Origin of the sequence: Pseudomonas sp. IT-347P (assembly GCF_949768005.1) — a bacterium.
Taxonomy (GTDB): domain Bacteria; phylum Pseudomonadota; class Gammaproteobacteria; order Pseudomonadales; family Pseudomonadaceae; genus Aquipseudomonas.
The window spans coordinates 14,231-39,207 of the sequence record NZ_CATKPQ010000007.1; the positions used below are offsets into that span (position 1 = coordinate 14,231).

The 24,977-nt window shown below is 60.9% G+C and carries 16 protein-coding genes; 10 read left to right on the forward strand and 6 right to left on the reverse strand.

Annotated elements, in window-relative coordinates; translation table 11 throughout:
• Position 1 precedes the first annotated feature (1 nt).
• The 6 genes from ACM6IV_RS03465 (at position 2) to ACM6IV_RS03490 (ending at position 12,559) form a co-directional block, all read left to right on the forward strand.
• Positions 2–1,372, forward strand: coding sequence for a TolC family outer membrane protein (locus ACM6IV_RS03465; RefSeq protein ID WP_414868733.1), 1,371 nt, complete (start codon positions 2–4; stop codon positions 1,370–1,372).
• Positions 1,373–1,993: 621 nt separating this feature from the next.
• Positions 1,994–4,945, forward strand: coding sequence for an autotransporter domain-containing protein (locus ACM6IV_RS03470; protein WP_414868734.1), 2,952 nt, complete (start codon positions 1,994–1,996; stop codon positions 4,943–4,945).
• A 118-nt stretch (positions 4,946–5,063) separates the two neighbouring features.
• Positions 5,064–8,141 carry an autotransporter domain-containing protein gene (locus ACM6IV_RS03475; protein WP_414868735.1) on the forward strand — a complete coding sequence of 1,026 codons (3,078 nt, stop codon included), beginning with the start codon at positions 5,064–5,066 and terminating at the stop codon, positions 8,139–8,141.
• Positions 8,142–8,199: 58 nt separating this feature from the next.
• Positions 8,200–9,888, forward strand: a complete 1,689-nt coding sequence (locus ACM6IV_RS03480) for a polyurethanase (protein ID WP_414868736.1) — start codon at positions 8,200–8,202, stop codon at positions 9,886–9,888.
• Positions 9,889–10,089: 201 nt separating this feature from the next.
• Entirely contained in the window at positions 10,090–11,943 is a 1,854-nt protein-coding gene (locus ACM6IV_RS03485) for a polyurethanase (protein WP_414868737.1), read from the forward strand.
• 241 nt (positions 11,944–12,184) lie between these two features.
• A complete protein-coding gene (locus ACM6IV_RS03490) occupies positions 12,185–12,559 on the forward strand; it encodes a hypothetical protein (protein WP_414868738.1) in 375 nt (124 codons plus the stop codon).
• Between the two features lie 57 nt (positions 12,560–12,616).
• Here ACM6IV_RS03490 and ACM6IV_RS03495 read toward each other — a convergent pair whose 3' ends face one another.
• A complete protein-coding gene (locus ACM6IV_RS03495) occupies positions 12,617–12,841 on the reverse strand; it encodes a YgdI/YgdR family lipoprotein (RefSeq protein ID WP_414868739.1) in 225 nt (74 codons plus the stop codon).
• 194 nt (positions 12,842–13,035) lie between these two features.
• On the opposite strand from ACM6IV_RS03495, the gene ACM6IV_RS03500 reads away from it, so the two are divergent.
• The 4 genes from ACM6IV_RS03500 (at position 13,036) to ACM6IV_RS03515 (ending at position 19,542) form a co-directional block, all read left to right on the forward strand.
• Complete coding sequence (locus ACM6IV_RS03500) at positions 13,036–14,688, forward strand: VRR-NUC domain-containing protein (protein WP_414868740.1); 1,653 nt, start codon at positions 13,036–13,038, stop codon at positions 14,686–14,688.
• Complete coding sequence (locus tag ACM6IV_RS03505) at positions 14,685–17,003, forward strand: helicase C-terminal domain-containing protein (RefSeq protein ID WP_414868741.1); 2,319 nt, start codon at positions 14,685–14,687, stop codon at positions 17,001–17,003. Before ACM6IV_RS03500 ends, ACM6IV_RS03505 begins: the two co-directional genes overlap by 4 nt.
• Positions 17,004–17,008: 5 nt before the next feature.
• Positions 17,009–18,928: a PAS domain S-box protein gene (locus ACM6IV_RS03510; protein WP_414868742.1), complete on the forward strand. Its 1,920-nt coding sequence runs from the start codon at positions 17,009–17,011 to the stop codon at positions 18,926–18,928.
• 77 nt (positions 18,929–19,005) lie between these two features.
• Entirely contained in the window at positions 19,006–19,542 is a 537-nt protein-coding gene (locus tag ACM6IV_RS03515) for a hypothetical protein (protein WP_414868743.1), read from the forward strand.
• A 252-nt stretch (positions 19,543–19,794) separates the two neighbouring features.
• On the opposite strand, the gene ACM6IV_RS03520 is transcribed toward ACM6IV_RS03515, so the two are convergent.
• The 5 genes from ACM6IV_RS03520 to ACM6IV_RS03540 all read right to left on the reverse strand — a co-directional run bounded on the left by ACM6IV_RS03520 (position 19,795) and on the right by ACM6IV_RS03540 (position 24,708).
• Positions 19,795–20,091 carry a hypothetical protein gene (locus ACM6IV_RS03520; protein WP_414868744.1) on the reverse strand — a complete coding sequence of 99 codons (297 nt, stop codon included), beginning with the start codon at positions 20,089–20,091 and terminating at the stop codon, positions 19,795–19,797.
• Between the two features lie 186 nt (positions 20,092–20,277).
• Complete coding sequence (locus tag ACM6IV_RS03525; RefSeq protein WP_414868745.1) at positions 20,278–21,621, reverse strand: cation:proton antiporter; 1,344 nt, start codon at positions 21,619–21,621, stop codon at positions 20,278–20,280.
• 45 nt (positions 21,622–21,666) lie between these two features.
• Entirely contained in the window at positions 21,667–22,278 is a 612-nt protein-coding gene (locus ACM6IV_RS03530) for a Yip1 family protein (protein WP_414868746.1), read from the reverse strand.
• Positions 22,279–22,480: 202 nt separating this feature from the next.
• Complete coding sequence (locus ACM6IV_RS03535; RefSeq protein ID WP_414868747.1) at positions 22,481–23,338, reverse strand: glucose 1-dehydrogenase; 858 nt, start codon at positions 23,336–23,338, stop codon at positions 22,481–22,483.
• Between the two features lie 215 nt (positions 23,339–23,553).
• Positions 23,554–24,708, reverse strand: a complete 1,155-nt coding sequence (locus tag ACM6IV_RS03540; protein ID WP_414868748.1) for a MalY/PatB family protein — start codon at positions 24,706–24,708, stop codon at positions 23,554–23,556.
• Between the last annotated feature and the right edge of the window lie 269 nt (positions 24,709–24,977).

The following is a 24,977-nucleotide window of genomic DNA, read 5'->3' on the forward strand; positions in this document are numbered from 1 at the left end:
GATGTTCGGCTGTATGAATAAGCTTTCCATGCTCGCGGCGGTAATGATGCTGGTCGCGAGTCACTCTGCGGTAGCGGCCATGGGGCCATTCGAGATTTACGAGCAGGCGTTGCGCAATGACCCGGTGTTCCTCGGGGCGATCAAGGAACGTGATGCGGGTCTGGAAAACCGTGCGATTGGCCGCGCCGGTCTGCTGCCACGTATCGGTTACACCTACAACAAGGGCCGCAACTCGTCGAAAGCGACGTCTCTCGATGAGCGTGCGCGTAACCGGACCGACGATCGCAACTACAGCAGTTACGGCTCGGCCCTGACCCTGCAACAACCGCTGCTCGACTACGAGGCTTATGCGGCGTATCGCAAAGGTGTCGCGCAGGCGTTGTTTGCCGACGAGAACTTTCGCGGCAAGAGTCAGGAGTTGCTGGTTCGCGTGCTGGACAACTACACCAAGGCACTGTTTGCGCAGGATCAGATCGACATCGCTCAGGCGAAGAAGAAGGCGTACGAGCAGCAGTTCCAGCAGAACGAACATATGTTCAAGCAGGGCGAGGGCACGCGCACCGATATTCTCGAGGCGGAGTCGCGCTATGAGTTGGCAACCGCCGAGGAGATCGAGGCGCGCAACGAACAGGACGCCGCGTTGCGGGAACTGGGCGCGCTGGTCGGCGTACCGGCGGTGGACATCGGTGATCTGGCGCCCCTCGATCAGAACTTCCAGACCTTCGCGCTGATGCCGGCCAATTACGACACCTGGCACGAAATGGCGGTGAGCAATAACCCGAATCTGGCTTCGCAGCGCCAGGCCGTGGAAGTGGCGCGTTATGAAGTGGAGCGCAATCGCGCCGGGCACCTGCCGAAAATCAATGCCTATGCGTCGATGCGCCAGAACGAATCGGAAAGCGGCAACACTTACAACCAGCGCTACGAAACCAACACCATCGGTTTTGAAGTGAGCGTGCCGTTGTATGCCGGTGGCGGGGTCTCGGCTTCGACGCGTCAGGCCAGCCGCACCATGGAGCAGGCCGAGTACGAACTCGATGGCAAGACGCGCGAAACGCTGATCGAACTGCGTCGGCAGTTCAGTGCCTGCCTGTCCGGGGTGAGCAAACTGCGCGCGTATCAGAAAGCACTGAGTTCGGCCGAGGCGCTGGTGGTGTCGACCAAGCAGAGCATTCTGGGTGGTGAGCGGACTAACCTCGATGCGTTGAACGCCGAACAGCAACTGTTTACTACACGCCGCGATCTGGCGCAGGCGCGGTACGACTACCTGATGGCCTGGACCAAGTTGCATTACTACGCCGGGACCTTGAACGAGCAGGACCTGGCGCGGGTGGATGAGGCTTTTGTGGTCGCTCACCAGCCCTCACCCTAACCCTCTCCCAGAGGGAGAGGGGACCGATCCGGGGATATTGCAGAAGTACACCGACTTGAACGAGCGTCACCGAATCCAACACCGACCTGGTTTTTCAGGTCGATGCATGACGCAAGACCCCTCGGTCAGCTCCCTCTCCAGGGGGAGAGGGCTGGGGTGAGGGGATGAGCGACCCGGTTTTCCAGGTTGATGTATGACGCAAGACACCACCTTCGGCTCCCTCTCCTTGGGGAGAGGGCTGGGGTGAGGGGATGTGCTTCATCGAATCCATAATCGACGCGGTTTTTCAGGTCGATGTATGACGCAAGACATCGCGGTCGGCTCCCTCTCCCTTGGGGAGAGGGCTGGGGTGAGGGGATGTGCTTCATCGAATCCATAATCGACGCGTTTTTTCAGGTCGATGTATGACGCAAGACACCACGGTCGGCTCCCTCTCCTTGGGGAGAGGGCTGGGGTGAGGGGATGTGCTTCATCGAATCCATAATCGACGCGGTTTTTCAGGTCGATGCATGACGCAAGACACCGCGGTCGGCTCCCTCTCCTGGGGGAGAGGGCTGGGGTGAGGGACACAGGCAACACCGCAAAAGAACCTGCATAAAACAATAAAAGTGAGTGGTGAACATGGACGTACGCATCAAGCCGATTTCGGTCGGCACCCTGCTGTTTGTGGTTTCTGCAACCCAGGCTCAGGCCCAATACCTCGAAAGCGGCCAACCCGGCGATCCCGGCAGTTGGCGCAGCGTTGAATTCCTGCGCGACTGGGGCTTGAGCCGCATGCAAGCCGAGCAAGCCTACGCCGCCGGCATCACCGGCAAAGGCGTGAAAATCGGCGCCCTCGACTCCGGTTTCGATGCCGCCCACCCGGAATTCGCCACTGACCGCTATCACCCGGTACTGGCCAGCGGCAGCTACATCGACGGCTCACCGTTCAACGTCGACGGCACTCTCAATCCCAACAACGATTCCCACGGTACTCACGTGGTCGGCACCATGGGCGCCTCGCGTGATGGTACCGGCATGCACGGCGTGGCGTACAACGCGCAGATCTATGTCGGCAACACCAACAAGAACGACAGTTTCCTGTTCGGCCCCAACCCCGATCCACGCTATTTCAAAGCGGTATACGACGCCCTCGCCGATGCCGGCGTGCGCGCGATCAACAACAGTTGGGGCAGCCAGCCGCCGGATGTCAGCTACCGCACACTGACCGATCTGCACGCCGCATACGCCCAGCACTGGAACAAAGGCACCTGGCTCGATGCGGCAGCGGATGTCTCCCGACGCGGCGTGATCAACGTGTTCAGCGCGGGCAACAGCGGCTACCCGAATGCCAGCGTGCGTTCGGCGCTGCCGTACTTTCAGCCGGATCTGGAAGGTCACTGGCTGGCCGTGTCGGGCCTCGATCAGGGCAATCAGCAGAAGTACAACCAGTGCGGCCTCGCCAAATACTGGTGCATCACCACGCCGGGAGCGAAGATCGACAGCACCATTCCCGGCGGCGGTTATGCGATCAAGTCCGGCACTTCAATGTCGGCGCCGCATGCGACCGGCGCACTGGCGCTGGTGATGGAACGCTACCCGTACATGAACAATCAGCAGGCCCTCGAAGTGCTGCTGACCACCGCGACGCAACTGGATGGCTCGGTCACCGATGCGCCGACCGAGCGGGTCGGTTGGGGCGTGGCCAATCTGAATCGGGCGATGCGCGGGCCGGGGCAGTTGCTCGGAGCGTTCGACGCCAATCTGGCGGCCGGACAGCGCGATGTCTGGAGCAATGACATCTCCGACAAGGCGCTGATCCAGCGTCAGGCCGAAGACCTCGCCGAACACAATGCCTGGCAGCAAACCCTGCAGGACAAGGGCTGGCAGAACGGCGTTCCGGCGGGCGCCAGCCAACAGGATCAGACCGATTACGCGGTTGGCAGCGCCCGTGACGCGGCGGCGGCGAGCCGGGTGTACCAGGGCAGCCTGATCAAGTCCGGCGGCGGTCAGTTGCTCCTCACCGGCGACAACACTTATCGCGGTGCGACCACGGTCAATGGCGGTTTGCTTACGGTCAACGGTTCGCTGACTTCCGCCGTGACGGTCAACGACAGCGCCACCCTCGGCGGGTCCGGTCGGATCGGCGCGTTGACCGCCAACAGCGGTGGCCGAGTGGCGCCGGGCAACTCAATAGGCACCTTGAACGTGGCCGGCGATGTGACATTCGCGCCCGGTTCGACTTACGCCGTTGAACTGTCGCCGACCAGCAGCGACCGCATCGTTGCCGGCGGCACCGCCACTATCAGCGGTGCCACGGTCAGCCTGTCGCTGGAAAACAGCCCGGCGCTGCTCAGCAGCACCGAAGCGCAAAGCCTGCTCGGTCGCCAGTACGACATCCTGCAAGCGGCCGGTGGCATTCAGGGCCAGTTCGGCGCGGTGCTGCCGAATTACCTGTTTATCGGCGGCAGCCTCGACTATGCCGCCACCGGCATTCAGCTCGATATCGTCCGTAACGCGACCTCCTTCAGCAGCGTCGGGCAAACGCCGAATCAGCGCTCGGTGGCCGCTGCCGTCGAAGGCTTGGGGGCCGGCAACGCGGTGTACGAAAGTCTGCTGCGCTCACCTGATGCGAGTTCTGCGCAACAGGCATTCCAGCAGTTGAGCGGTGAAATCTACCCGGCGTTGAGTTCGATGCTGATCAACGACAGTCGTCAATTGCGCGACGCGGTGGGCGAGCGTCTGCACGATACAACCGCTGCGCAAAGCAACGGCTGGATCAAAGCCCTCGGCGCGTGGGGCACGACCGATTCGAGCCATGAGACGGCGGGCTACAACACTTCGATTGGCGGGCTGCTGGCCGGTGTCGATGGCGCGCTGGATGAGCAGACGCGCATCGGTCTGGTCACCGGTTACAGCGACAGTTCGCTGAGCATGGGCTCGGGCACGCATTCCTCGGCCAAGGTCGACAGCTATCACCTGGGCGCTTACGCCGGTCGTGAAATCGGCGCCTGGCGCTTAAGCACGGGCGCGGCCTATAGCTGGCATCGCGCCGATGTGAAACGCGACCTGCAATACGGCAACGTCGGTGGCAAACAGAACGCCAAGGTCGACGCGGCGACCACGCAAGTGTTCGGCGAAGCGGCTTACCGCTTGCACCTGCAACCGCTGGCGCTGGAGCCGTTCGCCAACCTGGCCTACGTGCATCTGGACACTGAAGGTCTGACCGAGAAGGGCGACGCCGCCGCACTGAAAAGCTCGGGTGATCAACGTGACGCCGTGCTCAGCACCCTCGGCGTGCGGGCGATCAAGACGTTCAATCTTTCGCCTGCGCAATCACTCGACGTGAGTGGCCATCTCGGCTGGCAGCACAGCCTGAGCGACATCGATTCCGAACAGCATCTGCGCTTTGCCAGCGGCGGCACGCCGTACGCGGTGGAGAGTTCAGCGCTGGTGCGCGACGCCGCGCTGGTCGGCGTGCAGGCCAGCCTGGCGTTGAGTAAAGACGTGCGCGTCAATCTTGATTACAACGGACAACTGGCCAATCGCGAAAAGCTTCATGGCGTTGGCTTGAGCCTGAACTGGCAGTTTTAAGCAAGTTAACCCGGTCCCTGCAGGCGCTGCCGCAGGTTGTGTGAACACCCGTGGTGGCGAGTGTGTTTACAACTGAAGACAACGGATTTTTCGCAACATCACTAAGGAAGGTCGCTGGATGAATAACAACAATACCCCCGCGCAAACGGGTGGCCGCTTTGCCCTGAAAACCCTCACGCTCGCCGTGCTCTGTGCCATCGGCACAGCCCATGCCGCGCCCTATGTGGAGGGCGGTCGCACGGGCGATCCGTCGAGTTGGCGCAGCGCCGAGTTTCAGGCCGATTGGGGCTTGGGCGCGATTGGTGCCGATCACGCCTACGCCGCTGGCTATACCGGCAAAGGCGTAAAACTCGGCATCTTCGACCAGCCGGTCTACGCCGCGCACCCGGAGTTTTCCGGCAGCAACAAAGTCGTCACCCTGGTCACCAGCGGGATCCGCGAATACACCGACCCGTACATCCCGGTCAAAGCCGGCGATGCGTTCCGCTATGACGGTTCACCCTCGGTCGGTTCCGACGGCAAACTCGGCGCCCACGGCACTCACGTTGGCGGCATCGCCGCCGGTAGCCGTGATGGCGGGCCGATGCACGGCGTGGCGTTCGGGGCGCAGATCATCAGCGCAGACAACGGTGACCCGGGCCCGGAAGACGGCATCGTTCGCGGCAACGACGGTGCGGTGTACAAGGCCGGTTGGGATGCGCTGATCGCCAGCGGCGCGCGGATCATCAACAACAGCTGGGGCATCGGCATCACTGACCGTTTCGACCTCGGCGGCCGCGATCCGGCATACCCGCATTTCACCGTCAATGACGCGCAGTTGCAGTTCAATGAAATCCGCACACTGCTCGGCACCAAACCCGGCGGCGCCTACGACGGTGCGATTGCCGCCGCACGCAGCGGCATCGTGACAATCTTCGCCGCCGGCAACGACTACAACCTCAACAACCCGGACGCCATCGCCGGCCTCGGCTATTTCGTACCGGACATCGCGCCGAACTGGATCACCGTCGCCGCGCTGCAGCAGAATCTGGACCTGGCCAGCGCCAACCCGTACATCATGAGCACGTTCTCTTCGCGCTGCGGCTACACCGCGAGTTTCTGCGTTTCGGCACCGGGCACGAAGATCTTCAGCTCGATCATCGAAGGCACCAACGCCGACAACCTGACCACCGGCTACAAAAATTACAACGGCACCTCGATGGCCGCGCCACACGTGGCCGGCTCCATGGCGGTGCTGATGGAACGCTTCCCGTACATGAGCGGTGATCAGGTCGCCACGGTCTTGCGCACCACCGCCACCGACCTCGGTGCGCCGGGCATCGACGCTTTGTACGGCTGGGGCATGATCAACTTGCGCAAGGGCATCGACGGCCCGTCGATGTTCGTTACCGAGCAGGACATCCCGGAGGAATTCCGCATCGATGGCGCTTATGGCTCCGGTCAGTTTGTCGCGGACCTGCCGGGCATCGGCGCGATCATCGATCAGGGCAAACCGACCGAACGCGTGTGCACCGACATCACCTGCGGCCTCGACACCTGGCGCAATGACATTTCCGGCCACGGCGGTCTGACCAAGCAAGGTATCGGCACGCTGGTGCTGACCGGCAACAACACTTACAGCGGCCCGACGCTGGTCAATCAGGGACGTCTGGCTATCAACGGTTCGCTGCAATCGGCGGTCACGGTAAACGACGGCGGGATCCTCGGCGGCAATGGCCGCATCGGCGCACTGTCGGTGAACAGCGGCGGTACGGTGGCGCCGGGTAACTCCATCGGCACCCTGAACGTAAACGGTGACGTGACCTTCGCGCAGGGTTCGACCTACGCGGTAGAGCTGTCGCCGACCAGCAGCGATCAGATCATCGCCACCGGCAAAGCGATTATCGACGGCGCCACCGTGAGCATGTCGCTGGAGAACAGCCCGACACTGCTGACCACCAACGACGTGCAAAGCCTGCTCGGCACGCGCTACAACATCCTGCAAGCGGCCGGCGGCATTGAAGGGCGCTTCGGTCAGGTGCTGCCGGATTACGCCTTCCTCGGCGGTACCCTTGCGTATTCGGCGGATGGCATCCAGTTGGCGGTCGGTCGTAACGAGGCCTCGTTTGCCAGCGTCGGTCTGACGCCAAACCAGCGTGCGGTCGGTGCGGCGGCAGAACGGCTGGGCGCCGGCAATGCGCTGTTCGAAACCCTGTTGCTGTCACCGAATGCGGCGTCGGCGCAGCAAGCCTTCCAGCAACTGTCCGGCGAGATCCATCCGGCCATTGGCACGATGCTGATCAACGACAGCCGTTACCTGCGCGAAGCCGTGGGCGAGCGTCTGCGTGAGCGTGATCTGTTCAACGCTGGCGCACCGACCGATGATCGCAGCAACGTCTGGGTCAAGGTCTTGGGTTCGTGGGGCGAGAGCGATGGCGGGCATGACAATGCCGATTCCAACAGCTCCATTGGCGGCCTGCTGGCCGGTGTTGACGGCTTGATTGCTGAAGATACCCGTCTCGGTTTCGTTACCGGTTATAGCGACAGCTCATTGAGCATGGGCAGCGGCACGCATTCGTCGGCGTCGGTCGACAGCTACCATTTGGGTGCGTACCTGGGGCATCAGATCGATGCGCTGCGTCTGACCGTCGGTGGCGCCTATAGCTGGCACCGTGTCGACGTCAAACGTGACCTGCAGTTCGGGGACGTGAGCGGAAAACAAAAGACCAAGCACGATGCCGCCACCACTCAAGTGTTCACCGAGGCCGCTTATGATCTGGGCCTGCAACCGATGAACCTGGAGCCGTTCGCCAATCTGGCTTACGTGCACCTCAATACCGAAAGCTTCACCGAGAAGGGTGATGCGGCGGCATTGAAGGGCGGCGAGGACAATCGCGATGTGGTGCTGTCGACCCTCGGTGTGCGCGCCAAGCGCAGCTTCGCGCTGTCGGATCAGCATCAGCTCGAACTGGGCGCGAGCCTCGGCTGGCAGCACAACCTGAACAACGTCGATGCGGACAGCCACCTGGCGTTTGCCAACGGCAACAGCGCGTTCACCGTGCAGGGCGTGTCGATGGATCGTGATGCCGCGGTGGTCGGTGTGCGTGCGGGTCTGGCGCTCAACCGCGATGTGCGGGTGAACCTGGATTACAACGGCCTGATCGGCTCGAACGAGAAGGACCACGGTGTGGGTCTGACCCTCGACTGGCAGTTCTAAGGCGTACCGGCAGCTCTTGCACAGAGCTGCCGGTTTTTGAAGGAAGAGAGAGCACAACATGGGACTGTTCGATTATAAAAATGCCGATGGCAAAGCGTTGTACAGCGATGCCATCGCACTGACGCTTTACGCCTACACGCCGACCGGCAAGCCTCTGCCGGCCACCGCCTGGGCGCCGCTTTCGGCGACGGCGCTGGGCTACCAGGGCAAGGTTGGGCCGCAGGGCACATTCTTCGGTGAGAAGGACGGCTTCACCAGCGCCGAGGCCGAAGTGCTCGGCAAGTACGACGCTGCCGGCAAACTGATCGGCATCGGCGTTGCCTTTCGTGGCACCGGCGGGCTGGGTTACAGCGACACTTTTGGCGACCTGAAAAACAATCTGCTGGCCGCCATCGGCCCGTCGGATTACGCGAGCAACTACGCGAAAAACGCCTTCGACAACCTGCTCAAGTCTGTCGCCGCATTCGCCATTGCCAACGGCATCGCCGCCAAGGACGTCCTGCTCAGCGGCCACAGCCTTGGCGGGCTCGGGGTCAACAGCGTGGCCGAGTTGAGCGCGAGCAACTGGGGCGGCTTTTTCACGGATGCCAACTACATCACCTTTGCCTCGCCAACCCAGAGCAGTACCGGCAATAACGTGTTGAACATCGGGTTCGAGAACGATCCGGTGTTCCGTGTGCTCGACGGCACCACGTTCAGCAGCGCGTCGATGGGCAAGCACGACAAACCACACGATTCGACCACCGACAACATCGTCAACTTTAACGACAACTACGCGTCCACTGCGCAGAACCTGGTGCCGTTCAGCATCGTCAATCCGCTGAACTGGTCGGCGCACAGCTCGCTGGGCTATGCCGATGGTTTGAATCGGGTGATCGATTCGACGTTCTACAACCTGACGCACAAAGACTCGACGATCATCGTCTCCAATCTGGAAGAAGCGTCCCGGGACAAAACCTGGGTCGAGGATCTGGGCCGCAGCGGCGAGTCGCACACCGGCAGCACCTTCATCATCGGCACCCAGAGTAGCGACTGGCTCAAGGGCGGGGCGGGCAACGACTTCCTGGAGGGCCTGGGCGGCGATGACCGTTTCCGTGATGACGGCGGCTATAACATCCTGCTCGGTGGCCAGGGCCACAACACCTTTGAACTGCAGAAACCGCTGCAGAACTTCAGCTTCGCCAACGACGGTGACGGCACGCTGTACGTGCGCGACGCCTACGGCGGCATCAGCATGACCCGCGACATCGGCGCGCTGGTAAGCAAGGAGTCAGGTTCATGGTGGGGCAGCAAGGAGATCACCTGGGGCGTTACCGCCAAAGGTTTGACCAACGGCAACGAGCTGACCCAGTACAACCACTCGCTCAGCGGCGATGGCTACAGTAATGCGCTGCATGCCACGGCTGACGGTGACTGGCTGTTCGGCCTCGGTGGCGACGACAAGCTGATCAGCGACAAGGGCCATGTGACTTTCGTTGGTGGCGCTGGTAACGACGTGATGACCGCCGTGGGGGGCAACAACACTTTCCTGTTCAGCGGTGCGTTCGGTTTCGACGCCATCAATGGTTATCAGGGCAGCGACAAACTGGTGTTCATGGGCGTCGAAGGCGCGGGGCAGGGCTACGACTACAAGCAGCACGCGGCGCAGACCGGCAACGACACCGTGCTGAAGATTGGCGAATATGCCGTGACCCTGATCGGGGTGGGAGTGGCTAACCTGTCGGACTCGGCGTTCGTCTTCGCCTAGATCCAATGTGGGAGCGGGCTTGCTCGCGAAGGGGCCGTGTCAGTCAACATTGCTATAGCTGATACGCCGCTTTCGCGAGCAAGCCCGCTCCCACAGGGGAAGATCTGCAACAAGTAGTACTGAAATGCTCCGGGGCGTCCCCGTGGGGCGCTCTGGCTGTGAGCTATCTCTAACAATTCCAACAAGAGAGAGGCAATAGCAATGGGTGTGTATGACTACAAGAACTTCGGCACAGCCGATTCCAAGGTGTTGTTCAGCGATGCCATGGCGATCACGCTGTATTCCTATCACAACCTCGACAACGGTTTCGCCGCCGGCTATCAGCACAACGGTTTCGGCCTCGGCCTGCCCGCCACGCTGGTCACGGCGCTGCTTGGCGGTACCGATTCCCAAGGCGTCATTCCCGGCGTTCCGTGGAACCCCGACTCGGAAAAACTCGCCCTCGACGCCGTGAAACAGGCCGGCTGGACGCCCATCACCGCCTCGCAGTTAGGCTACGACGGCAAGACTGACGCCCGGGGAACCTTCTTCGGCGAGAAGGCCGGTTACACCACCGCACAAGTGGAAATCCTCGGCAAGTACGACGCCCAGGGCCATCTCACCGAACTCGGCATTGCCTTTCGCGGCACCAGCGGCCCGCGGGAAAACCTGATCATCGATTCCATCGGCGACGTGATCAACGACTTGCTGGCGGCCTTCGGTCCCAAGGATTACGCGAAAAACTACGTCGGCGAAGCGTTCGGCAATCTGCTTGACGATGTGGTGGCGTTCGCCAAGGCCAACGGTCTCAGCGGCAAGGACGTGTTGGTCAGCGGCCACAGCCTCGGTGGCCTCGCGGTCAACAGCATGGCGGACCTGAGCGGCGGCAAGTGGGGCGGTTTCTTTGCCGATTCCAACTACATCGCCTACGCCTCGCCAACCCAAAGCAGCACCGACAAAGTGCTCAACGTCGGCTACGAAAACGACCCGGTGTTCCGCGCACTCGACGGCTCGACCTTCACCGGCGCCTCGGTCGGCGTGCACGATGCGCCCAAGGAATCGGCCACCGACAACATCGTCAGCTTCAACGATCACTACGCCTCGACCGCGTGGAATCTGCTGCCGTACTCGATCCTCAATATTCCCACCTGGATCTCGCATTTGCCGACTGCCTATGGCGACGGCATGAACCGGATCATCGAGTCGAAGTTCTACGACCTGACCAGCAAAGACTCGACGATCATCGTCGCCAACCTCTCGGACCCGGCGCGGGCCACTACCTGGGTGCAGGACCTCAACCGCAACGCCGAAACCCACAAGGGCAGCACGTTCATCATCGGCAGTGACGCTAACGACCTGATTCAGGGCGGCAGTGGCAATGATTATCTGGAAGGCCGCGCCGGTAACGACACCTTCCGCGACGGCGGTGGTTACAACGTCATCCTTGGCGGGCAGGGCAGCAACACTCTCGACCTGCAAGGCGCGGTGAAGAACTTCGACTTCGCCAATGACGGCGCCGGCAATCTGTATGTGCGCGATGCCAACGGCGGGATCAGCATCACCCGCGACATCGGCAGTATCATCACCAAGGAGCCGGGCTTTCTCTGGGGCCTGTTCAAGGACGATGTAATCCACAGCGTCACGGCCAGCGGCTTGAAGGTCGGCAACAACGTCACTGCGTACGAGTCCAGCGTCAAAGGCACCGGCGGCGCCGACACGCTGAAGGCGCATGCGGGTGGCGATTGGTTGTTCGGCCTGGACGGCAACGATCACCTGATTGGCGGGGCGGGCAATGACGTGTTTGTCGGTGGCGCCGGTAACGACCTGATGGAGTCGGGGGGCGGGGCGGATACGTTCCTGTTCAACGGCGCGTTCGGGCAGGACCGGGTGGTCGGCTATACGTCGAATGACAAACTGGTGTTTCTTGGCGTGCAAGGTGTGTTGCCGGCGGAGGACTTCCGTGCCCATGCCGCATCTGTGGGACAGGATACGGTGCTGACGTTTGGCAGCGATTCGGTGACGTTGGTCGGGGTATCGCTGAACAGTCTGAGTGCTGACGGTGTTGTGATTGCCTGATGTTGATCGGGCGCCAGTAAGGGCCCTTTCGCGAGCAAGCTCGCTCCCACAGGGGATTTGTGAACGACACAGATCCAGTGTGGGAGCGGGCTTGCTCGCGAAGAACGATAACGCGGTGTTAAAAGTGACTCGGTAGCCACTACCTGACTCAAACCCCTGCGAAAACAGGAAATGCGGCCTAAAGCCAGCACGTGCGCACACGTTCTATAGCTGGCCGCCATTGAGTACAGGAGATTCAAACGTGAAAGGTTTCAAGGGGTATGTCGGATTCGTCGCGCTGGCGCTGTGTTCGGCCAATGCCTGGGCTGATCTGCCTCAAAGCTCGATTCTGAATCGTTACGGCATCACTGCCGACCAACTGCCGAGCCCGCCGAAAACCGAGGCGCTCGAACCGATTGAAGAGAAAAGTCGCTTTCAGATTCAGCCCGAACAGCCGTTCGTGACCATACGTCTGGGTGACGGCAAGCAGCCGCAAACCACCGGCAATCTGAGCATTGATCGCATGGCACAGCAGGATCTGGAACGCTGCCGGCGCTTACAGGGTGAAGTGGTCAAACGGGGCGGCACGTACATGCCTTGCGATGGCAGCATTCCGGGCATGCCGGCTTTCGAATAACACCACAACTCTTGTTTAGGCGCTGCCGCAGGCAGCGCCTACAGAGATCGCGGGATGTCAGTCTTCCTCGCGCACGGTCGCCACTTCATCGGCGCGGACCTTCACCTTGGCCCCGGAAATATCTTCGAACTCATAGAAGCCGTCCTTGGTTTTGGTTTTCGGCATGTCCTTGGTCAGGTACTGGGTGCCGTTCTGCAGGGTGACCACCGTCGCGGTCGAGCAACCGGCCAGTGCCAGCGCAGTAACGATGGCGAAAGGGATGCCCAGCGACTTGATTTTCATAACCACCTCTAAATCCTCATTCGATGTCATGCCGAGCATTGTCGGCCCTCTAACGCGGTTGGTGCCATCCCCGAGAGAAAAGTTCGATAGCCCGACAAAAAAATGCCATTGATCACTTTCCGTTTGCACCGGGAAGGGCACAGCTGGTATCTGTACGCATAACCAGTACTCGCTCGCCATGGCCCAGAATTCCCGTGACTGCCAACCCCCTCGACGACCCGTTCTATTACCTCAACAACTTCCGGCAAGTGCTTGATTGGCTTGAGCTTCGCTATGCCGATGTGATGAGCGCTACGGAACATGGGTTCATTCGTGACTTCAAAGCCTTGCCCCGTGCGTCGCAGGGTTTGCTGGTGCGAATGGTGATGCGCAAGGGCGTGCATTTTCGCGCCGGAAAACTCAATTACGTCGAGATCGGTGATATCGCGGAAGCCGCGCAACCCCTGCTGGAGCGTGGCTGGATCGACGAATACGCGCCGCTGGCCCTTGCCGAGTTGTTCGACGTGTTGCTCAAGGCCGAGATCCTGCAAGCATTTGCAGCCTTCATCGAGCAACCCAAGGGCCGCAAGGACGATTGGCTGCCGCTACTCGCCGAGCAGTTTGCAGACACGCGCAGCCTGCGCGACTGGGCACCACAGCTCGGGGATCGTCTGTTCAGCCTGACCATCATGGACCTGTGCGACCGCTTGCGTTTGATGTTCTTCGGCAACCTGTATCAGGACTGGTCGGAATTCGTCCTCGCCGACCTTGGCATCTTTACCTATGAAAAAGTCGAATTCTGCGCCGACTCGCGAGGCCTGCGCAGTCGCGAAGACGTTGACGCGTGTCTGTTCCTGCACAACTGCCAATTGCGTTTCGAGGCCGGTGAGCCGCTGGACAGCATCGTCGAGCAGGTCAGCGCCTTGCACTTCGACAACCCGTGGCTGCAACGCCGGCGTGGCAAGGTGCTGTTCCAGATCGGCCAGTATTGCGAGCGCATCAGTGAATTTGCCCTCGCCCTGAGCATTTACCGCGACTGCGCCTATCCCGGCGCGCGTTTGCGCATGATCCGCGTGCTGGAACGCAGCGGTGAATATTCGCTGGCGCTGGAACTCGCCACGCTGGCGGAGCAGGCACCGGAGAGCGCCGTCGAGCAGCAGGGCCTGCAACGGATTCTGCCAAGGGTGCGGCGCAAACTCGGTGGCCCGCCACTCAAGCGCACAGCGGCCAGACCGGTCGAGCGTCTGGACCTGCAATTGCCGCGCAGCGATCCTGCGTTGTCCGTGGAGTATTACGTGCAGGCGCATTTGCACGATGACGACGGACCGGTGCATTACGTGGAAAACAGCCTGATCAACTCACTGTTCGGCCTGTTGTGCTGGCCGGCGATCTTCGCGCCGTTGCCCGGGGCGTTTTTTCACCCGTTCCAGCGTGGCCCGGTGGACTTGCTCAACGAAGACTTCCAGCAACGCCGCGCCGAACTGTTTCAGGCTTGTCTGAGCGAACTCGACGACGGCCGCTATGCCGCCACCATACGCCAGCGCTTTGTCGACAAATGGGGCGTTCAGTCGCCGTTCGTGTTCTGGGGCGCGATGAATGAACAACTGCTGGACCAGGCGTTGGCCTGTCTGCCCGCCGAACACCTCAAACACTGGTTCAACCGTTTGCTGCTCGACATCAAGGCCAACCGCGCCGGCATGCCCGACCTGATCCAGTTCTGGCCGCAGCACAAGACCTACCGAATGATCGAGGTCAAAGGCCCCGGCGATCGCCTGCAGGACAACCAGTTGCGCTGGCTGGAGTTCTGTCACCAGCATCAAATGCCGGTGGCGGTGTGTTACGTGCAATGGGCGGAGCAGAGCGCTTGAGTTACAGCATTGCCGTGCGCGCACTGTGTGAGTTCACCGCCAAGACCGGCGACCTCGATCTGCGCTTCACCCCATCACCCACGGCACTGGAAGGCATCGCCGGGCACCGCACCGTGGCTTCGCGGCGCAGCGAGAAATACCAAAGCGAAGTGGCGCTGGAAGGCGAATTCGGGCAATTGAAGGTCAAGGGCAGGGCGGACGGTTACGATCCGGCGCAACAGTGTCTGGAAGAAGTCAAAACCTACCGTGGCGACCTGAGCAAACAACCGGCCAATCACCGCCAGTTGCACTGGGCGCAGGCGAAGATATACGGCTGGTTGATGTGCCGCAAACTCGAACTTGAGCAGATCAATCTGGCGCTGGTGTATTTCGATATCGTCAGCGAGAAGGAAACCTGCCTGGTCGAGGCCTTCAGCGCCGACAGCCTCCAAGCCTTTTTCGAACAGCAATGCACGTTGTTCCTGCAATGGGCCGAACAGGAAATGGCCCATCGCGAGGCGCGCAATCTGGCGGCGCAACAACTGGCGTTTCCCCATGCCGATTTTCGTCCCGGGCAGCGCCATCTGGCCGAATCGGTGTTCAAAGCCGTGAGCACCGGCCGCTGCCTGATGGCCCAGGCACCGACCGGCATCGGCAAAACCCTCGGCACGCTGTTCCCGATGCTCAAGGCTCTGGCGCCGCAGCAACTGGACAAGGTGTTCTTTCTCACGGCGAAAACGCCGGGGCGCAAACTGGCGCTGGATGCCAGTCAGGTGTTGTTCGATCAGTCGCCAACCTTGCCCTTGCGCGTGCTGGAAATGGTCGCCCGGGACAAGGCCTGCGAACACCCGGACAAAGCCTGTCACGGCGAATCCTGCCCGTTGGCCCAGGGCTTTTATGATCGCCTGCCGGCCGCGCGGGCAGCGGCCAGCCGTATCCGCCTGCTCGATCAAGCGGCCATGCGCGAGGTCGCCGCGCAACACGCGGTGTGCCCGTATTACCTGAGTCAGGAAATGGCCCGTTGGGTCGACGTGGTGATCGCCGACTACAACTATTACTTCGATTTCAGCGCATTGCTGTTCGGGCTTGCCCAGCTCAATCAATGGAAGGTCGCAGTGCTGGCGGACGAGGCGCATAACCTCGTCGAGCGCGGCCGACAGATGTACAGCGCCAGTCTCGATCAGTTCACATTGGGTAGCGTGCGCAAATCCGCGCCGGCGCCGCTGAAAAACTCCCTGCAACGGATCAACCGGGAATGGAACGCGCTGCATGCGCCGCAATTGGCGGCGTATCAGGCGTACGACAAGGCCCCGGAAAAACTTCTGCAGGCGATCTCGCTGTGTTGCGCAGCCATTGGTGATTACCTCAATGAGCATCCGCAGGGTCTCGACAGCGCCTTGCAGAATTTCTATTTCGACCTGCTGCAATTCGCCCGGGTGGCGGAGCTGTATGACGAGCATTACCTGTTCGACATCAGCAAGCGCGACCTCGAGCGCAAAAAGCCGCTGTCGCAATTGTGCCTGCGCAACGTGGTGCCGGCCGCGTTCATCGGCCCGCGCCTGAAAGCGGCGCGCAGCAGCGTGCTGTTCTCCGCCACCCTCAGCCCGCGCCACTATTACGCCGACTTGCTCGGCACGCCAGCCGACACTGTGTGGATCGACGTCGAATCGCCGTTTTGCGCCGATCAGTTGCAGGTGCAGATCGTCAGCCGCATCTCCACGCGTTTCAATCATCGCCAGGCTTCGCTGGAGCCGATCGTCGAATTGATCGCGCGGCAGTTCAGCGAGCGTCCCGGCAACTACCTGGCGTTTTTCAGCAGCTTCGATTATTTGCAGCAAGTGGCGTCGTTACTGGCCGAGCGTCACCCGCACATCACCCTGTGGCAGCAATCGCGGGGCATGCTCGAAGGGGCGCGGCAGGCCTTTCTCGATCAGTTCACCGCTCACAGCCAAGGCGTCGGCTTTGCGGTGTTGGGCGGTGCATTCGGCGAAGGCATCGATTTACCCGGTGCACGCTTGATCGGCGCGTTCATTGCCACGCTCGGGCTGGCGCAGTTCAATCCGGTCAACGAACAACTCAAGCTGCGCATGGCGGCCATCTTCGGCGCCGGTTACGACTACACCTACCTGTACCCCGGCGTGCAGAAAGTGGTGCAGGCCGCCGGGCGAGTCATCCGGACCCGTGAGGATCGCGGCATGGTGATGTTGATTGACGACCGCTTTGCCGAGAGCCGGATCAAACAGCTGTTGCCGCGCTGGTGGACGATCAAACATGAGATGGCCGCTTCCCAATTCGCCGGATTAACGCATACTTCTGCTCATGACAACGGCTGGTGAGTGTGATGAGCGAAAAGAACAAGACCGCGGCGATCGAAGAGATGCGTTTTCGTCTATTGATCGATGCGGTGGTCGACTATGCGATCTACATGATCGATCCCGACGGCATCATCACCAGTTGGAACTCCGGCGCCAAACGCTTCAAGGGCTATGAAGAAGCGGAAATCCTCGGCGAACATTTCTCCCGCTTCTATACCGCTGACGATCGCGCCGCCGGCCTGCCGCAGCGCGCGCTCGATACGGCGATCCGTGAAGGACGTTTCGAAGGCGAGGGCTGGCGGGTGCGCAAGGACGGCACCAATTTCTGGTCGCACGTGGTCATCGATCCGATTATTGATCCCAGTGGAAAACTGCTCGGTTACGCCAAGATCACCCGCGACCTGACCGACCGAAAAATGGCCGAGGAAACCCTCAAGCAAAGCGAACAGCAGTTCCGCTTGCTGGTGCAGGGCGTCACCGACTATGCGATCTACATGCTCAGTCCCGAAGGCCGGGTCAGCAACTGGAACCAGGGCGCGCAGCGGATCAAGGGCTATCTGCCGGAAGAAATCATCGGCCAGCACTTTTCGATCTTTTATACCCCTGAAGACCGCGAACTCGGTGAGCCGCAGCGGGCGCTGGAAATCGCCACCCGCGATGGCCGCTTTGAAAACAAGAGCTGGCGCATGCGCAAGGACGGCACGCGGTTTCTCGCGCATGTGGTGGTCGATGCGATTCGGGGCGACACCGGCACTCTGCTCGGCTTTGCCAAGATCACCCGTGACATCACCGAAACCCACCAGGCACAGCAGGCGCTGGAGAAAACCCGCGAAGCGCTGTTCCAGGCGCAGAAGATGCAGGCCATCGGTCAGCTCAGCGGTGGCGTCGCCCATGACTTCAATAATCTGCTGACGGTGATTCTCGGTAACCTGGAGATCCTGCACAAACGCGTGGGTGATGATCCGAAAATCAGCCGCCTGCTGGAAAACGCCACCCAGGGCGCCTTGCGCGGCGTGTCGCTGACTCAGCGCATGCTGGCCTTTGCCCGCCGTCAGGAACTGAAGACCGAGTCGGTCGATATTGCGCAATTGGTCCAGGGCATCACCGGTTTGTTGCGCAGTTCTCTGGGACCGGGTATCCGTGTCGACACGCGCTTTCCCGACGATCTGGAGCCGGTGCTGGCGGACACCAATCAGTTGGAGCTGGCGTTGCTCAACCTCGCGACCAACGCCCGCGATGCCATGCCCGACGGCGGCACGGTGAGCATCAGCGCTCAACCACAAGTGGTGCTGGAACTGGGGCATTCGGACCTGCCAGCAGGGCGTTACGTCTGCCTCAGCGTTGTCGATACCGGGGAGGGCATGGATGCGCATACCCTGGCCTCGGCCAGAGATCCGTTCTTCACCACCAAAGGTCTGGGTAAAGGCACCGGGCTGGGCTTGTCGATGGTTCACGGCTTCATGGAGCAACTCGGTGGCCGTTTCATCCTCAAGAGTGAAAAGGCTCAGGGCACCACGGCGGAGCTGTGGATTCCGGTAGCCGTTGCAGGCATGACCAACAAACCGACGCTGCCACACGCCGAGCCGGTGGTGGTGCCGAGGCTCAGCGTGCTGGTCGTGGATGACGATTCGCTGGTGTTGACCAGCACCAGCCTGCTGCTCGAAGACCTCGGCCATCGAGTGGTCAGTGCGACGTCCGGTGCACAGGCACTGGCGCTGTTCGATCAAGGCGAGGTCATCGACCTGATGATCACCGACATGGCCATGCCGAAGATGAGCGGCGCACAACTGGCCCACGCCGTGCGTGTGCTCAAACCGGATCTGCCGATCATCCTGGCCACCGGTTACGCCGAGCGTCTGGAAGGTTTTGCCGCACAACTGCCACGGTTGCCCAAGCCGTTCACGCAAATGAATCTGGTGGCGATCATTGCCCAGTCGATGAAGTGACACACCGGTCAATCCGGCTGAACTTGCGCGCCAACGGGGACTTCTAAAGGTTTTCACCACTTTGGAGCGTGCATCTTGTGCCTCGCATACTGACCGAGCCCACCGCTGAAGAAACCCTGACCGAACATAATGCCAAGATGTTCGGTTCACCCAAGGAACGGCTGGATTTCTATCGGCGGGAGATCCAGTACGAAACCAGCATCCTCGCCAACCGTACCGACGCCTATCTGGCGGCGCAGTCGTTTCTGGTGATTGCTTTCGCCTCTTGTATGGCCAACCTCAACCCGGAATGGGGCAAATTGTTCACACTGGTGGTGCCGCCGTTTCTGGCACTGCTCGGGCTGCTCAGCTCGCTGAACGCCTGGCCGGGGATTCGCGCGGCGTACGACATCATCGATCACTGGCATTTCAAGCAGAGCAACTTGCTCCACAGCGAGCCGCTGATGGGCCTGGCGTATGACGAGTCGCCGTTGTTCAGTGAGATGGAGTCGAGCCACAAGGGGTATCGCAAGTCGTTGTTGTTCTCCGTGCGCACGCCTTGGATCTTTGCGACGTTCTGGGTGTTGCTGGGGAGTTATGCGGTGTTTATTCAGGTGACCAATCCGGGAGGGTGATTGGTCTTCACGCAAAAGCCCGGCTTTATGTAGCCGGGCTTTTTCATTTTTGCTTGGATTTTGTGGCGCACTTTAGATCGATCCCCCTCACCCCAGCCCTCTCCCCCAAAGGGGGCGAGGGGGAAGGGAGCAGATCTTCGTTGTACTGAAGATCCGCGTTCAACCCGGTATTGCAGGTCGGCGTATCTCGACCATTCACCCCGGTCAGTTCCCTCTCCTGGGGGAGAGGGCTAGGGTGAGGGGGCTTTCAGCTCATTCCACGGTCTCAAGCTCTCGACGCAATGCCGCCGAGTTCTGCGACGACATCGGAATCGGCGGGAAGTCTTCGTTCAAGACGCACAGATGATCGATGGCGTCTTCAAACATCGCATCGGCTTTCTTGCGCAACGCGCGGTAGCGCTCGAACTGTTCAATGTCCAGATCGGCCACATCGAGCAGCGCATTGGCCGCGCGGTTGAGGGTGTGGGCGTTATCAAACAGTTGACGATTGCGTTCCAGAGCCAGTGCTCTGCAAGCCTTGATTTGCGCAGGAGTCGAGCATTCTTTCATGACCGTGACCTTTTTCTTCAAGGATTCCGTTTCATAGGCTGAGTGCCGCAGGGGAACCGAACCTGCCGGGCCCCGCCGGATACATCGGCGAGGGGTTATGCTTGTGACTGCCGGCGATCAAGCGGGGATCCATTTTTTTACAGAAAAAAGTTCGATCGATCTGCTGCTGAAAATCCTTGGAAATAATCAGTTTTTTCGTTTTTTGCGCTGTTCGTAGCGGGCCAGGATCGGTTGCGTGCTGATGCCGTGGAGCAAAATGCTCAGCGCCACCACCGACAAGGTCAGGTCAGTACACAAAATGGCCACGGAGTCGGTCAGCCCGTGATTCAACGCATAAAACAGATAGAACAGGCTACCGATCCCGCGAATGCCGAACCAGCCGATCAACATCCGTTGTCGTGCCGGCAGCAATGCGCCCCATGGCATCAGCGCGACGCAGGCCGGACGAATCAGGCAGAACAGCACACCGCCGACCAATAACGCCCGCCAATCCCAGTGCGCCACCAGCACAACGCCGAGCAGGGTTACCAGAAACACTTCCATGGCGCGCTCGACCAAGCCACCAAATGACAGCATGTCGCCCATCATGATCCCGGCGGCAACCTGGCTGCTTTCCAGCCGTTCGGTGTCGCCATGTACCGCATGCTGTGGTTCGACGTTCTGATGACCGACCACCGGTTGCACCAGATGCTCGGCGGGCGGTTGGCCAGCGCCCGTGGATTTGACTTCGACCTGACGCAATCCCAGACCCGCGGCGAACACCGACAGAAAGCCATAGCCTCCAATCGCCTCGGCAACGACATAGGCCAGCGCGATCAGCGACAAGGCCAGATAATCATTCGGGCTGAGCGTGCTGTCGTCGTTGTGGATACGCAACGCCAGGGTCACCCGACCAATGCCGCGGCCCATCCAGTATCCGGTCAGCAGTCCTGCGGGCACCGCCCACAACAAGCTGCGCAACACCCAACCCTGCCACTCGGCGGCAGAGCCATCGCCGTGGATCAACAACAAGCCGAGAATCACGAACGGAAAGGCTACACCGTCATTGAGTCCGGCCTCTCCCGAAAGGCCGAAACGCACGCTATCGACGTCCCGCGCATCGTTGACCTGCACCAGCGCCGCCAGCACCGGGTCGGTGGGGGCCAGAATCGCGCCGATCAATAACGAAGGCCCCCACGGCAGCTGAAACGCATAGTGCAGCAGCAGACAAACGCCGGCGATGGTCACTACCATCACGGGCCCGGCGAGGCCAAAAGCGATCCGCCAACGCTTGTCCCGCAGCGGCAGGCGCAGCTTCAGACCGCAGACAAACAGGGAAAAGAGCACCGCGACTTCCGTCAGGTGCTCCATCCACAGCGAGGCGTTTTCCAAGGACAGTTTCAGCAGATCAAGGCCGCTAGGGCCGATGGCGATCCCCAGCAGCAGACAAACTGCGGAGGTGGTCACCGGCATCCAGCGCAGGTAGGACGAGGTCAGTGCCAGCGTCAAAAGCACCGCCCCGAGCACGGCGACCCACACGATAAAACTCATGATCTGCCGCCCTCAAAGGTCCGATGTGACGGCAATCGCACCGGGTCAGCCCACGGTCGTGCGCAGGTACTCAGGAGTGAGCACGTTGAACCACAGCAGAATCATCGAGACCAGAATGGTCACCATCACCAGCAAACCGACGCCCCACACGCACGCCGCGTTGAGCAGGCCCTGTTCCTTGCGCTCGTGCATAAAGGTTGGCAGGCCGACGAACAGCAGAAACGTCGAATACACCGAGGCCGCACCGAGTACCAGAATCGCCAGCCAGCGGCTCGGGTACAGCCCGGCGATGCCGGCGACAAAGAACGGCGTTACGGTGTACGCGGCGAAGCCGATGCATTGGTTAAGCATCGGGCGCGTATCAAATGACCGTGACATCCAGCGAATGAAACCACCCATCACCGCGACCCCGGCAACGATGGCGATGTACAGCAGAACGCTCAATTGCAATGCGCTGGCACTGCTTAGCCTTACCGTTTCACCAGCGGCCAGACTCCAGCCGACATAGGTGGTGCCGATGAACAGGCACACTGCCGGTATCAGCGCCAGTATCAGCAGATGGGCGAGGTAATGCCGGGGATGGGCTTCTTCTTCGCGGCGGATGTCGGTCCAGGCGAAGTTGGGTTGGGTGAAGAGCTTGATGAGAGGGGCGGACATGACGACCTCCTGATCCTGGCGACCGGTTGGGGCTCTTAAAGGTATGGAGAGGTCTTGGGGGCGGCAGTTCAGTTTTTCTGTTCGCCACCGATTATCCGGATTCACAGCGCCGCGCAGGCTGCGATCTTTTGATCTTGATTGAAAAGCAAAATCAAAAAATCGCAGCCTGCGACAGCGCCTGCAGGGCTATGGATGCCGGGAGTTACAGCATCGGTTTACCACCGGTCACACCATAGCGCTGGCCGGTGATGTAACTGGCTTCGTCCGAGGCCAGCAGCACATAGATCGGCGCGACCTCCACTGGTTGGCCGGGGCGGCCGAGCGGGGTGTTGCCGCCGAAGTTCTGCACTTCTTCATCGGGCATGGTCGAGACGATCAGCGGCGTCCAGATCGGACCGGGCGCCACACTGTTCACGCGGATTTCCTTAGGTCCAAGCATCTGCGCCAGGCCGCCGGTGAAATTGGCGATCGCGCCTTTGGTGGTGGCATAGGCGAGCAGGGTGGGTTTGGGCATGTCCGAGTTGACCGAACTGGTGTTGATGATCGACGAACCGGCGCGCATGTGTTTGATCGCCGCCTGGCACAGCCGGAAGATAGCGGTGATGTTGACGTCGAAGGTCATCACCCACTCGTCGTCGGGGATTTCTTCGAAGTTTTCATGGGTCATCTGGAACGCCGCGTTGTTGACCAGCACGTCGATGCGGCCGAAGCGCTCCACAGTCTTGTCGACCAAGGCCTGGCAATGGGCCTTTTGCGCAATATCGCCCGGCAACAACAGGCACTGACGCCCGGCCTGTTCGACCCAGCGCGCGGTTTCCTTGGCATCTTCGTGTTCATCCAGATACGCCACCGCCACGTCGGCCCCTTCACGGGCGAACGCAATGGCCACGGCGCGGCCGATGCCGCTGTCGGCGCCGGTGATCAGGGCGATCTTGCCGGCCAGGCGCCCGGAGCCAACGTAGCTTTGTTCGCCGCAATCAGGATACGGCTCCATCTTGCGTTGCGAACCGGGAACGGCCTGGGCTTGTGCGGGGAAGGGAGGTTTTGGATAGTCGGTCATCGCGGTTCTCCGAGGTTTCAGGACAAGTATGGGTGGTTGACCCGGTGCGTTTGCCGTGAGTTCGATCGGATTTCCAACGCATTTCCCGAGCTGGAAATGCAAAACGACTGTGGGAGCGGGCTTGCTCGCGAAAGCGGTGGTTCAGGCAACATTGACGTCGGCTGACACTCCGCTTTCGCGAGCAAGCCCGCTCCCACAAGGGATCATCTGAGTTTTCAGATAATGCGCTGAGTCAGGGCGCGCTCCATGCGGGCGATGCCTTCTTCCAGCAACGAGCGCGGGCAGCCAAAGTTCAGGCGCACGAACTGCTGGTGTTGATCGCCGAAGTCCAGACCCGGACTGAGGCCCACTTTCGCCTGTTCAAGGAAGAACCGCTGCGGGTTGTCCAGATCCAGCGCCGAACAATCCAGCCACGCCAGATAGGTGCCCTGCGGCAAATTGATACTTATGCCGGGCAAGCGGCTGCGCACCGCTTCAACCAGCCAGTCGCGGTTGCCTTGCAGGTAGGTTTTCAGTTCGGCCAACCACGGCCCACCTTCGCTGTAAGCCACGCGGGTGGCTTCCATGCCCAGCGGGTTGACGCTGTCGACCATGCCGCAACGGGCGTGGTTGACGCGTTCGCGCAGGGCGGTGTTCTGGATGATCATGAACGAGGTCTTGAGGCCCGCGATGTTGTAGGCCTTGCTGGCCGACATCAGGGTGATGGTGCGCTCGGCGATCTCTGCGCTCAGCGACGCCGTCGGAATGTGCACGCGACCGTCGAAGCACAGCTCGGCGTGGATTTCGTCGGAGATGATCCAGGCGTCCTGTGCCGCGCAGATGTCGGCCACGGCTTGCAGTTCTTCACGGCCAAACACCTTGCCGATCGGGTTGTGCGGGTTGCTCAGCAACAGCGCGCCGCCACCGTTCAGCGATTCGCGCAGCACGTCCAGCGGCGTGGCATAAGTGCCATCAGCCTGCGTAACGAATTCCAGTTCAACCTTGTTCAAACCCCAATGTCCCGGTGCGTGGCGCAGCGGCGGATAGTTCGGCACTTGCACCACGACGTTCTGTTGCGGCTGCACCAGCGCTTTCAAAGCCATGTTGAAGCCTGACTCGACACCCGGCAGGAAAATCAGCTCCTGCGGTTTGACCTTCCAGGAAAACTTGTTCCAGAGGTCGGCGACGATGGCTTCGCGCAAGTTGTCCTGGGCCACGCTGTAACCCACCAGTGGATGCAGCAAGCGTTGCTGTAGCGCCTCGATCACAGCAGGCGGCGCGGCGAAATCCATGTCAGCGACCCACATCGGCAGCACGTCGGCCGGATAGCGGCTCCACTTGGTGCTGCCGGTGTTGTGGCGGTCGAATACCTGATCAAAATCGAAAGTCATGCGCGGTCTCGTGAAGGCGGGTTGTTCATGGGCGCCATGATAAACCCATGACCCTGCAGGAACACCCAAAACCTTGTGGGAGGGGGCTTGCTCCCGAATGCGCTGGGTCAGAAACAACAATGTGACTGACCCAGCGCATTCGGGAGCAAGCCCCCTCCCACAGGTTTCCCGGCGTATGACCGATTGTCGCCGACGGTCGGTTTTCACACAGAGTGTGAGGTCATTGTCTACAGTGAAAAAGTCGGCGCACGTGTGCCGCAACCGTGATT